A 12652-nucleotide genomic window follows, 5' to 3' on the forward strand; every position below is an offset into this window, starting at 1 on the left:
AAAGCTTCAAAATAAGTTATAGCCAAACAAATAAAAAAGATTCAAGATGAAAAAAGGTGTACACCCAGAAAATTACAGATTAGTTGCTTTTAAAGACATGTCAAATGAAGATGTTTTTATCACTAAATCTACTGCTGAGACTAGAGAAACTATTATTCACGAAGGTGTTGAATATCCAGTTGTAAAAATGGAGATTTCTAGAACTTCTCACCCTTTTTACACAGGTAAATCTAAACTTATCGATACTGCAGGACGTATTGATAAATTCAAAACTAAATACGCTAAACACGTTAAATAATTTTAACTGGTTCCAAATACAGGAAGCCTCGCAATTTGCGGGGCTTTTTTTATGTCTGTCTTTTTAGTTAAGGTTTTCATCTCTCGGCAACATTTAAAAATAGTTGTAACTTTGCCGCGATAACCAAATCACATTTTAACAATTTATAATCTAATTTATGAACTACATACTTTTTGACGGTCCCGCTCGAAATGCTTTGTTACCCTTTACTTTTACCAGACCTGTTGCCGATATTTTGGTTGGTATTATGACTATTCGTCAAAAATGGGAAGCACGTTTAGGTTCTACTACCACAACGGTTACCGAAGAATATTTGTCAGAGAAATTTCCAATGGTTGAATTGGAAGAAAATATAATGATTAATGCTTCTTTTCTGCCAAATGATATTTTGATAGAAATGATAAGTAATTTAAAATCGAATCAGGCTATTTTCAGAGGAGATGATGTTATCGCATTTTTTACAAATGACGAACAGGAATCAGTCGATTTTGATAATTATGAGATTATAGAATACAATGAAGAGGTAATTACGATTGAACGTACTTGGGATATTTTTTCAAAAAATGATGCGGCGATTCGCGAAGACTTTGATTTTTTGACAGAGGACAGAAAATCTCAACCAATTCCAAAAAGCGTAAATGCCATTGCTCCCGAAAACATTTTTATTGAAGAAGGAGCCAAATTAGAATTTGTAACCTTGAATGCTTCAACCGGACCAATATATATAGGTAAGAATTCTGAAATCATGGAAGGTTCTATTATCCGTGGACCTTTTGCTTTATGTGAAAATGCACAGGTAAAAATGGGAGCTAAAGTATATGGCGCCACTACTGTCGGGCCTTATTCCAGAATTGGAGGAGAAGTTAAAAATGCAGTTATTTTTGCTTACTCAAATAAAGGGCACGACGGATTTCTTGGAGATTCAGTGTTAGGGGAGTGGTGTAATATTGGAGCCGACAGTAATAATTCTAATTTGAAAAACAATTATGAAGAGGTAAAATTGTGGGATTATGAAACAGAAAGTTTTGCCAAAACAGGTCTTCAATTTTGTGGATTAATGATGGGAGATCATAGTAAATGTGGTATCAATACGATGTTTAATACAGGAACTGTGGTAGGAGTGAGTGCTAATATTTTTGGCAGTGGTTTTCCTCGCAATTTTGTACCGAGTTTTTCATGGGGTGGAGCTACAGGTTTTACAACTTATGTAACCAAAAAAGCATTTGAAACTGCAAGGTTAGTAATGAGCCGAAGAAATGTAGATTTTGATGAAAAAGAAGCGGCTATTCTTGAACACATTTTTGAGGAATCTAAAAAATGGAGGAAAGAGTGATTTAATGTGATAATTAGTCAATGTGTTAATTAGATGATTTATAAAGAACTGATATTTGCATTTTGTAATTATTGGTTCTTTTTTTATTTGAAACTAAATGATTTAGTTGGAAAAATTATCTAATTATGTAATTGGCAAATTGCCACATTAAGAATTGGCACATTCTCTTAATTAAATCTATCTTTGCACCTTCAAAAAAATGGGTAATCAAATAAACGATTAGCCGATTAAACGAATTCACAGAAAACAATGATTACAATAAACGACATTTCGGTTCAATTTGGTGGAACGACTCTTTTTAGTGATGTTTCTTTTGCAATAAATGAAAATGACAGAATTGCCCTTATGGGTAAAAACGGTGCTGGTAAGTCAACACTTTTAAAGATTATTGCAGGACATGGAAAGCCTTCTACAGGAAGTGTTTCTGTGCCAAAAGAAGCTGTTGTTGCTTATTTGCCACAACATTTGTTGACTACAGATGGCGCAACTGTAATGGAAGAAGCTTCCAAAGCTTTTAGTGAAATCTTTAAAATGAAAGCCGAAATCGATGAAATCAATGAGCAATTGACCGTTCGTACAGATTATGAAAGTGATGCTTATATGAAATTAATCGAAAGAGTTTCAGATTTAAGCGAGAAGTATTATGCTATCGAAGAAATAAACTATGAAGCTGAAGTTGAGAAAATCCTAATCGGACTTGGCTTTGTTCGTGAAGATTTTACTCGTCAAACTTCAGAGTTTTCTGGAGGTTGGAGAATGCGAATCGAATTGGCTAAAATCCTTTTGCAAAAACCTGATTTGATTTTGTTGGATGAGCCTACGAACCACATGGATATCGAAAGTATTCAATGGTTGGAGGATTTCTTGATTAATTCGGCTAAAGCAGTTGTTGTAATTTCACACGATAGAGCGTTTGTCGACAATATTACGAATCGTACTATTGAAGTAACAATGGGTCGCATTTATGACTACAAAGCAAAATATACTCATTATTTAGAATTAAGAAAAGACCGTCGTATACACCAGCAAAAAGCATATGACGAGCAACAAAAAATGATTGCTGATAACAGAGCTTTTATTGATCGTTTCAAAGGGACTTTTTCCAAAACAGATGCGGTTCAATCTCGTGTTCGTATGTTGGAAAAACTAGAAATTGTTCAGGTTGATGAGGTAGATACTTCTGCCTTACGTTTGAAATTCCCTCCAGCAGCTCGTTCTGGACAATATCCTGTGATTGTAAAAGATATGTCCAAATCTTACGGAGATCACGTTGTTTTTAAAGATGCTAATATTGTTATTGAAAGAGGTCAAAAAGTGGCATTTGTTGGTAAGAATGGGGAAGGAAAATCGACAATGATTAAAGCTATAATGAAGGAGTTTGCTCCTGACAGCGGTTCTGTTGAAATTGGACATAATTCTCAAATAGGTTATTTCGCTCAAAATCAAGCAGCATTATTAGATGAAAATGCAACCATTTTTGAAACTATAGATGATATTGCAGTTGGAGATGTAAGAACGCAAATCAAGAATATTCTTGGCGCTTTTATGTTTCATGGAGATGATATTACCAAGAAGGTTAAGGTGCTTTCTGGAGGAGAAAAAACACGTTTGGCGATGATCAAATTATTGCTGGAACCGGTAAACTTGTTAATTCTTGATGAGCCTTCAAATCACTTGGATATGAAAACCAAAGATATTATCAAAGATGCATTACGTGATTTTGATGGAACGTTGATTTTGGTTTCTCACGATCGTGATTTTTTGGACGGATTGGCGACTAAAGTCTTTGAATTTGGTAACAAACGCGTAGTAGAACATTTCGAAGATATAGCTGGTTTCTTAGCTCACAAGAAAATGGACAGCATGAAAGAAATTGAAAAATAATTTTTTTTCAGAAAGATAGCATTGGGCAAGAGTTTAATTTCTCTTGCCTTTGTTTTTTATAGGTCACTTTTCAGAACCGATTTTTTTTTAAAATACAATGCAATGTAAGCCCAGACCGCGCAAACACTTCCTATAATAATCATGTTTTTAATGGAATCCCAAGTTTGTGAGAGACTGCCATTCTCAACAATTAATATTCTGAAAGCTTTTAAAAAATGTGTCAAAGGAATTACATTGGCAACGCCTTGTACCCAATTGGGCATTTGGCTTAATGGCCAGCTGAATCCACTTAATATAAAACTCGGTGTAGCAATAACCATTAAAATTTCGGTAGCTTTAAGCTGATTTGGAATTAATATACTCACTAATATTCCGATGAAAGATACAGATAGTATAAATATCCCAGCTACAAAAGTGAGCTTCAGTAAATTTTCGAAAAAAGGTATTCGGAAGTAAAAGGTAAACATCCAATAAAGCAACCAAATCCCAAAGCTCATAATAAGGTAAGGAACAATTTTTATACTCATCATTTTAAAAACAGAAGGGCATTGTTCAACTAAAATTTTAAAAGTTCCATTCTCAAATTCTGAGGCAAAAGATAGGGCTAGAGCCAATAACATGACCTGTTGTAAAACAGCTGCTAAAACACCTGGCCATAAGTAATATAAATAATTGCCACTACGGTTGTTTTTTTTAACAAAAGTGGTTTTGAAAGGCTCGTATTCTGATGCTAATAGTTTTTCCGGAACGCCTTGCTTCCTTAAGGTTTCCATTTGAATGCCTACTTTTAAGGTTCCTAAACAAACTTGTATTGCATTGGATGAAAAATTTGCCGTTAGAATATTTGCCGTATTGACAATCGTTGTTATTTCTGGATACCGTTTGGTCAGTACCATTTTTTGAAAATCTTTTGGAATAATTACAATACAATTGGCTTCATTGTCGATAGCAATTTTTGAAAGATTATTTTTGTCGAATAATAGAGCCTTAATAGTAATAACTTCATTATCATTAAACATTTCAATAGCTTTCGCACTCATCTCAGATTGATCCATATCTACTACGATAATCGGTAAATCAGTTGCTTTTCCTTTGTTGTATACATATCCTAATAATACCGCGTACAATAAAGGTGCTCCTATAAAGAGCATTCGTAAGATTTTATTTTGCCAAAATAATTGAAATTCTCTTTTTAAGAGTGAAAAGAAATTTTGCATAATTATAAAGATAAAGTTACTGTCGTTTTGGTAATTAAATCTTTTGCTTCGCTACTATTAATAGGAGTAATTTTTACTTCAAACAAGCTTTCTTGTAATTCATAATCGGGGTAAGCGGTTGAAATATTGCCGTATGAGCCTAGTTGTTTAATGATTGTGATTTTTCCTTTTATTTTTCTGTCTGAATTAGGAATATTGATGGTTATTTCTTGTCCTTTTTTGAATCCGGAAAGTTGGCTCTCCTGAACTGTAAATCGGAAGTATGTGCTGTTGCTTATGTAACCATTAAATAAAGTATAACCTGGCAAGGCTAATTCTCCCAAGTTAAGTGTTATGGTTTCAATACTCATATCTTGAGGTGCTATTACAAAACGTTCCTTGTTAGCAGATTCTACCTCCTGCAAGGCGCCGTATGCTCTGTCTTGTTGTCCCAGAGCCATTGTTTGTTGTTCTATTCTAGCCCCCTTTTTAGCTTCGTCAATCTCGGCTAATACTGCATTATATTGAGCTTGTGCTCCTTGGTATTTTGCAAAGGTTTCATCAAAAGTCTGTTGTGAAACCAAGGAATCTTTGAGCATATTACTTAATCTGTTTATTGATTTTTGGGCAAATTCATATTGCTCTTTCAATCCCGTTTTTTTGGCTTCGAGCTGTTTGATTTGGTTGTCTGTAGCTCCTTTTAGTGCCATTGAATATTGAGCTTTTGCGCTTATTACTGCGCCTTCGGCTTGACTTTTTTTGGCATCTACTTCGGGGATGTCAAGAATGGCTAAGGTGTCGCCTTTTTTTACAAAGTCTCCTTCTTTTACTAATATTTTAATTATTTTACCAGGAATCTTACTTACTACTGCAAGTTGTTCATTCTCTACTTTTCCTTGTAATAGGGTATTGTTTTTAGGTTTATTACAGCTTAATGAGATTAATGTCAAGGTCAGTATGGTGATAGCTCTTTTCATAGGTAGATATTTATTTAGATAATTTTTCGGCTAATTCTCCTGTAGCTATTATAGTTTCAATTGCGGCCAAACGTTCCTCTATTAAGGTGTTTAGTTTGGTAGTGGATGTTTTAAATAAATCATTTTCGGCTTCTAATAGTTCCGAAACATTGATAAGGCCTTCTTTGTATTGTTTGGAAGCTAAGTTTAAATTATTTTTAGCTACTTTTTCTTGTTGATTTGAAATTTCAATTTTTTTCAATAATACCTGATAGTTCACAATGTTGTTTTCTAACAGTAATTTTAGTTTTTGTTTGGTGTCATCAATTTGATTTTGAACTTTTTCAATGTTTAACTTGGCTTCGTGTATTTTGTGTTCTCTTTCAAAGCCTGCAAAAATTTCCCATTTCATTGCGGCTCCAACCATTAACAATGGATTTAGTGAAATTTCATTTACTCCAAGACTTAAAGGTTGATTTATAATTGGAACTGTTGATGTAGTTCCTTTTACATCAAATATGCTTGAATAAACGATTCCCCCAAATGCGCCAACTGTAGGTAAGTATGTTCCTTTTTCTTTTTTCAATAGATATTCACTAGCTAATTTGAATGATTCTAAGGCTTTAATTTCTTGTTTGTTTTTAGTGTCTAAATTAGTTTCAAAAAGAACATAGGGAACAATTTCATATTGAACAGTATTGATTTCAGTATTGGAATAACCAGTTAAGTATTCGAGTTTTTTATAGAGTAATACTCGTTTTCCATCTAATTCTGTTTTTTTGGATTCTAATTCTAACAGAGCTAATTTTATTTTATCCCTGTCATAAGGAATAGCTAGTCCTAGTTCAATGGCCTTTGAAACTCTTTTGGTTTCGGTATTCAGCCTTTTGTCACTGTCATTAATTAGTTTATCGGTTTCGTTGATTAACTGCAACTGATCAAAAGAGTTAATTACATCTTTGATGATGGCATCTTTCTCGGAGTCTTGTAAGTAAGCTGTTCCAATGGCTTTTTGTTTGACTGCATTGGCTCCATTGGGAATTTGCATTCCGCTAAATAGTACAGTTTTCGCCATAACACTTCCTATAAAAAAATTCCCCGAATTATCATAAGTTGTTTTATGGTTGAACAGTGGGATATTTGCAATTGGAATAGTTGATGCTGGAAGGTCTAGGGTGATGTTCCCGTTAAAATAAGAATAGAGTCCACTGGCTTCAACAGTTGGGATGTATTTGTTGCGAATCCCTTTTTCCTGAAGATTTAATTTCTCGATTTCTATTGTTGAATTTTTAACCGAAATGTTTTTATCTATAGCTTTTTTAATAGCATCTTCAAGACTTGTAGAAACTATTATCTGAGAATATAAATTTGTAAGAAATAAACAAAAAATGAATTGGTAGATAATTTTCTTATTCATAAAAATTGATTTTATAATTTTATAAACTTTAGAAAATGTAAAATGCTTAGTAGCATAAATTTAAGTAAAAAAGAGAATATCTGTACAGATATTCTCTTTTTTATTTAAGATGTCCCGTCCAGAAATAACGATATAAAAAAGAGCGTTATTTTTGGGCTTGGAATTAGGATTTACAATAAGAGCCAGTCTATATAAATAAATTGGCTCTTATTATTATATCCTTATTCCAGGAGGAAGTAATTCTTTGTAAATTGGATTCTTTTTAAAAAAAGTAACTATTTTAGGTAGAATTGGAACTACTTTTAATTTTTTCTCAATCGCCAACTCCATGATGTTTTTTAGAAAAATAGTAATAAATTCTTCATCATCGAAATTTTCAGGAACATTGATTTTAGTTAAAAATATTTTTCTTTCTTGAAATGAATATTCTAATGAAACTATCCCTGCTTCTACTTTAGTTTCAAATTGTCTGGCAAAAGCATTATCCTTAATTTCTAATTTTGTTATCTCTTTCATTTGAGGTAGTTTATGCTGTGATGAGCAATTATTTTTTTAAAGTGCAAAGGTAATTAATTGATATCCAGTTACAATTTGTTTTAAGAATAACTTAATATATTAATTTTCAACCCCTTATGTTGTTTAGGTTTTCATCTGTTTTTATACTCCGAAAAAGAGTATTAGTTTGTAAAATAGTATACAAAAACATTAGTTGAATAATAAAATATTTAATTTTAAGGAATATTAGCTTTAGGTGGATATATATAATAAAATCAAATTTATATTGAAATATGAATAAGATTCCAGTTTATTTTATGCCTGGGTTGGCGGCAAGTACTTCTATTTTTGAAAGAATTAAACTTCCTGAATCAGAATTTGAGATGTTTTTTTTGGAATGGGAAATTCCACAAGAAAAAGAATCGCTTCAAGAATATGCAAAACGAATTGCAAATAAGATTACGCATGAAAATCCAGTTTTAATTGGAGTTTCTTTTGGAGGTATTTTAGTGCAAGAGATGGCGAATTTTGTTAACGCTCGAAAAATTATAATTATTTCGAGTGTAAAAAGTAATTTAGAATTTCCAAGGAGAATGATTCTGGCCAAAAACACAAAGGCATATAAATTGATTCCCATTGGTTTGGTGGAAAATATTGAAAGTCTGGCAAAATTTTCATTTGGAAAAAAAATGAATGAAAGACTTAAACTGTACGATAAATTTCTCTCCGTAAGAGACAAGCGTTATTTAGATTGGGCAATCGAACAAGTGATTTTGTGGGACAGAACCGTCGCTAACCAAGAAGTGGTGCATATTCATGGTGATAAGGATGATGTTTTTCCGATTAAATATATTAAAGACAAATGTGTTATTGTAAATGGAGGTACTCATGTTATGATTCTCAACAAATACAAATGGTTAAACACTAATTTACCTGAGATTATTCTAAATAATAAAGAGATTGTTTGAAATAAAATCTAATTAATTGATGCTAAAGCTTTTGTTTTGTGGAATTGCATTGACAAGGTTTTCATTAATGTCTTTGCTGAAGTAATTATAGCTTGTTATGATAGCCTCTTTTATAGGAGTTTTTAATTTTGTTTTATTTTCAAAATGTTTAATACTCACTACATTTTTGTTTTCATCAATAAAAATAGAAGTAGGAAAACCTAAAGTATGTTTGATTGTTGCAATTATATGAGAGTCTTTCGCGTAATATTCATTTGCATAACAAACTTTAATGTTGCTATTAAATTTATAAGCAATATTTTTTAGATCTGTTTTTTTATCCCAAAATACCACAATAAATTGTATGTCATTGCTATGTTCTTTTGCGAGTATATTTAATGCAGGAATTTCACCTTTAGGGATCACGCACCAAGCAGCATAAGTGATTATAAATATTGGTTTGTTGATGCGATTTATTTTTATATTCTTGTCTTTATAGACTTTAAGATTGAAATCGTCAAATTTTGTTCCAACAAGTTTCGTTTTTACCAAAGAATCAAAAAGTAGTTTGCCTTCTTTGATATTATTGCTTTCATAAGCTTTATTGGATGCTTTTTTATAAGGAGCTATGTTTTGTTTTATTGCATCAGAAAAATACACAATTGTATCTTGGCTGTAAGATGAATTTAAAGATAAGATAAACAATAAAATAAGTATTGATTTGTTCATAAAACATTGAAATTATGGAATCTAACAAAACTAGAAAGGTTTTTCATAATTCAATGAGTTACTCGATTAAAAGCAAATAAATTCGTTTAAATGAGTTAAAATTAAAAAAAACGTTCTAAAATTGAATTTAAAACGTTTTTTTATGATAAAAATTATAAATTATATTTTTTTCATCTGCTCTTTCATCATAGCAATTTGTTCTTTTAGCATATTTTGTTTGTCTAATTTTTTAGCTTCATTTAATAAAGTAGTAGCTTCAAGTTTTCTTCTGCGGGTCATAGCTATACCAGCAAGATTTAATTTGGCAACAGCCAAATCCATATCCATAGATAAACCAAGTTCAATTGCTTTCTTAAAATATTTTTCGGCTAGATTCATATTGGTTTGCGAAACCATAATTCCATGAAGATAATTGAAATATCCTTGTTGTTTTTTAACCAATGCTGTTTCTGGGTTTTTAATGTATGCTAACCATTTTTTGGCGCCTTCGAAGTCTTGTTTTCTTAGTTTTAGAAAAGCAAGTAAGATAAATTCATTTTTAAAATATAAAAAAACGGGAATTCCAGATAATAAAATAAGGAATATTCCGTTACCAATATTGCTTTCTGTAAATTGCCAGATGCTAGTAATTATAATAAGTCCGGTAATAATAAGTTTGATATTTTTATGAAACATAATATGTAGTGATTTATGGTTACAAAGATAGTAAAAGGATTTGAAAATATTTTTTAAAAACTACTTGCCAGAAAAAAAAGTCTTTGTATATTTGCACTCGGTTTTGGAACAACCATTATTCAAAATAAATAGACACCTAATTAAAGATTTAAATATACAAAGCAATGAGCAAAAGAACATTTCAACCATCGAAAAGAAAAAGAAGAAATAAACACGGATTTATGGATAGAATGGCTTCTGCTAATGGAAGAAAAGTTCTAGCGCGTAGAAGAGCTAAAGGAAGACATAAATTGACTGTATCTTCTGAACCAAGACACAAGAAATAATGTTTGAATGAACATCTATAAGGCGTTACTTTTTTTAGTATCGCCTTTTTTTATACCCAAGCGGTACTGTTTTAAAAAAGCTTGATATGTAATTTGATAACAAATTGTAAAGCTTTAAGTGAATAAAATAAAATAACTACAACAATAAAAAAAATGCCAAAAGACACATCCATTAAGTCAGTTTTAATAATAGGTTCAGGTCCGATAGTTATTGGTCAAGCGTGTGAATTCGATTATGCTGGATCACAATCTGCCCGATCTATCCGCGAAGAAGGAATTGAAGTAATTTTAATTAATTCAAATCCAGCGACAATTATGACAGATCCATCAATGGCGGATCATGTTTATTTAAAACCCTTAACGACAAAATCTATTATTGAGATTCTAAAGGCACATCCTCAAATTGATGCAGTTTTACCAACAATGGGAGGTCAAACAGCTTTAAATTTATGTTTGGAGGCTGACGAAAAAGGAATTTGGCAAGATTTTGGAGTAAAACTAATAGGTGTTGACGTAAACGCTATCAATATCACCGAAGACAGAGAGCAGTTTAAACAGCTTTTAGAAAAAATAAATGTACCAACAGCACCTGCAAAAACAGCTACTTCTTATTTAGAAGGTAAAGAAATTGCTCAGGAGTTTGGTTTTCCATTGGTAATTCGTCCTTCGTTTACACTTGGTGGTACTGGAGCAGCAGTTGTTTACAAAAAGGAGGATTTTGATGTCCTTTTAACAAGAGGTCTTGAAGCTTCTCCAATACATGAAGTTTTGATTGACAAAGCTTTAATGGGTTGGAAAGAATATGAGTTGGAGCTTTTGAGAGATAAAAATGATAACGTAGTAATCATTTGTTCTATCGAAAATATGGACCCAATGGGAATTCATACTGGAGATTCGATTACGGTTGCGCCGGCAATGACTTTATCAGATACTACATTCCAAAAATTACGTGATTATGCAATCTTGATGATGCGTAGTATTGGTAATTTTGCAGGAGGTTGTAACGTGCAATTTGCAGTTTCACCAGATGAAAAAGAAGATATTGTTGCGATTGAAATCAATCCACGTGTGTCTCGTTCTTCTGCTTTAGCCTCAAAAGCAACTGGGTATCCAATTGCAAAAATTGCCTCAAAATTGGCTTTAGGATATAATCTTGATGAATTGCAAAATCAAATCACAAAATCGACTTCCGCCTTATTTGAGCCGACTTTGGATTATGTGATTGTGAAAATTCCTCGTTGGAACTTTGACAAATTTGAAGGTTCTGACAGAACTTTGGGACTTCAAATGAAATCGGTAGGTGAGGTAATGGGTATTGGACGTTCGTTCCAAGAAGCGCTTCACAAAGCAACACAATCTTTGGAAATTAAGCGAAACGGAATTGGTGCCGACGGAAAAGGATATAAAAATTATGAACAAATTATAGAGAAACTGACGTATGCCAGTTGGGATCGTGTTTTTGTGATTTATGATGCTATTGCAATGGGAATTCCATTGAGTCGTATCCACGAAATCACAAAAATTGATATGTGGTTCTTGAAACAATACGAAGAGCTTTATATTTTAGAAAAGGAAATTTCTAATTATAATGTAGAAACGTTGCCAAGGGAATTACTGCTAGAAGCAAAACAAAAAGGTTTTGCAGATAGACAGCTTGCTCACATGATGAGTTGTAAAGAAAGTGATGTACATAGTTTGCGTATGGCAATGAACATCAACCGTGTGTTCAAATTAGTTGATACTTGTGCGGCTGAGTTTAAAGCAAAAACACCTTATTATTACTCTACTTTTGAGGCTGAAATAGAAAAAGCCAACGGAGAGCGTTATGTTGACAACGAAAGTGTTGTAACCGATAAAAAGAAAATAATCGTTCTTGGTTCAGGACCAAACCGAATCGGGCAAGGAATCGAGTTTGATTACTCTTGCGTACACGGAGTTCTTGCTGCCAAAGAATGTGGTTATGAAACCATCATGATTAACTGTAACCCTGAAACGGTTTCTACAGACTTTGATACTGCTGATAAATTGTATTTCGAACCGGTATTTTGGGAACATATTTATGATATTATCCAACACGAAAAACCGGAAGGTGTAATAGTGCAATTAGGAGGTCAGACTGCTTTGAAATTGGCTGAAAAATTGTCAAAATACGGTGTGAAAATCATCGGAACCAGTTTTGATGCTTTGGATTTAGCTGAAGACAGAGGGCGTTTCTCTGATTTATTGACTGCATTACATATTCCTTTCCCTAAATTCGGAATTGCGGAAACAGCTGAGGAAGCTTCTATTTTGGCAGATTCTTTAGACTTCCCGTTATTGATTCGTCCTTCTTATGTATTGGGAGGTCAAGGGATGAAAATCGTAATCAACAAACAAGAGTTGGAAGAGCACGTAAT

At 32.5% G+C, this 12652-nt stretch carries 12 protein-coding genes; 6 read left to right on the forward strand and 6 right to left on the reverse strand.

From position 1 onward, the window contains the following. Positions 1-46 precede the first annotated feature (46 nt). From VLC96_RS13840 to VLC96_RS13850, 3 genes are all read left to right on the forward strand, one after another. A complete protein-coding gene (locus VLC96_RS13840) occupies positions 47-298 on the forward strand; it encodes a type B 50S ribosomal protein L31 (RefSeq protein WP_035633195.1) in 252 nt (83 codons plus the stop codon). A gap of 157 nt (positions 299-455) precedes the next feature. Continuing rightward, positions 456-1631, forward strand: coding sequence for a GlmU family protein (locus VLC96_RS13845; protein WP_325263810.1), 1176 nt, complete (start codon positions 456-458; stop codon positions 1629-1631). 249 nt (positions 1632-1880) lie between these two features. Continuing rightward, positions 1881-3515: an ABC-F family ATP-binding cassette domain-containing protein gene (locus tag VLC96_RS13850; protein ID WP_325263812.1), complete on the forward strand. Its 1635-nt coding sequence runs from the start codon at positions 1881-1883 to the stop codon at positions 3513-3515. A gap of 56 nt (positions 3516-3571) precedes the next feature. Here VLC96_RS13850 and VLC96_RS13855 read toward each other — a convergent pair whose 3' ends face one another. The 4 genes from VLC96_RS13855 to VLC96_RS13870 form a co-directional block, all read right to left on the reverse strand. Continuing rightward, positions 3572-4666 (reverse strand): ABC transporter permease, encoded by a 1095-nt coding sequence (locus VLC96_RS13855; protein ID WP_325263813.1) that lies wholly within the window; start codon positions 4664-4666, stop codon positions 3572-3574. Positions 4667-4734: 68 nt separating this feature from the next. Then, on the reverse strand, positions 4735-5688 hold the full coding sequence (locus VLC96_RS13860; RefSeq protein ID WP_325263814.1) for an HlyD family secretion protein: 954 nt from the start codon (positions 5686-5688) through the stop codon (positions 4735-4737). A gap of 10 nt (positions 5689-5698) precedes the next feature. Beyond that, positions 5699-7084: a TolC family protein gene (locus VLC96_RS13865; RefSeq protein ID WP_325263816.1), complete on the reverse strand. Its 1386-nt coding sequence runs from the start codon at positions 7082-7084 to the stop codon at positions 5699-5701. Between the two features lie 213 nt (positions 7085-7297). Beyond that, a complete protein-coding gene (locus VLC96_RS13870) occupies positions 7298-7600 on the reverse strand; it encodes a GNAT family N-acetyltransferase (RefSeq protein WP_325263817.1) in 303 nt (100 codons plus the stop codon). Positions 7601-7872: 272 nt separating this feature from the next. On the opposite strand from VLC96_RS13870, the gene VLC96_RS13875 reads away from it, so the two are divergent. After that, positions 7873-8547: an alpha/beta hydrolase gene (locus VLC96_RS13875; RefSeq protein WP_325263818.1), complete on the forward strand. Its 675-nt coding sequence runs from the start codon at positions 7873-7875 to the stop codon at positions 8545-8547. 12 nt (positions 8548-8559) lie between these two features. Here VLC96_RS13875 and VLC96_RS13880 read toward each other — a convergent pair whose 3' ends face one another. Both VLC96_RS13880 and VLC96_RS13885 read right to left on the reverse strand, forming a co-directional pair. Then, positions 8560-9255, reverse strand: a complete 696-nt coding sequence (locus VLC96_RS13880) for a TlpA family protein disulfide reductase (RefSeq protein WP_325263819.1) — start codon at positions 9253-9255, stop codon at positions 8560-8562. Between the two features lie 159 nt (positions 9256-9414). Beyond that, positions 9415-9930: a DUF2892 domain-containing protein gene (locus tag VLC96_RS13885; protein WP_325263820.1), complete on the reverse strand. Its 516-nt coding sequence runs from the start codon at positions 9928-9930 to the stop codon at positions 9415-9417. A 164-nt stretch (positions 9931-10094) separates the two neighbouring features. Here VLC96_RS13885 and rpmH point away from each other — a divergent pair, with 164 nt between their 5' ends. Together rpmH and carB are read left to right on the forward strand one after the other, a co-directional pair. Then, positions 10095-10256 (forward strand): 50S ribosomal protein L34, encoded by a 162-nt coding sequence (gene rpmH, locus VLC96_RS13890; protein WP_008464848.1) that lies wholly within the window; start codon positions 10095-10097, stop codon positions 10254-10256. A gap of 153 nt (positions 10257-10409) precedes the next feature. Continuing rightward, positions 10410-12652, forward strand: a 2243-nt coding sequence (gene carB / locus VLC96_RS13895) for a carbamoyl-phosphate synthase large subunit (protein WP_325263822.1), incomplete at its 3' end; no start/stop codon positions are given.

The sequence above is a fragment of the Flavobacterium sp. genome, from assembly GCF_035456085.1.
Classification (GTDB): domain Bacteria; phylum Bacteroidota; class Bacteroidia; order Flavobacteriales; family Flavobacteriaceae; genus Flavobacterium.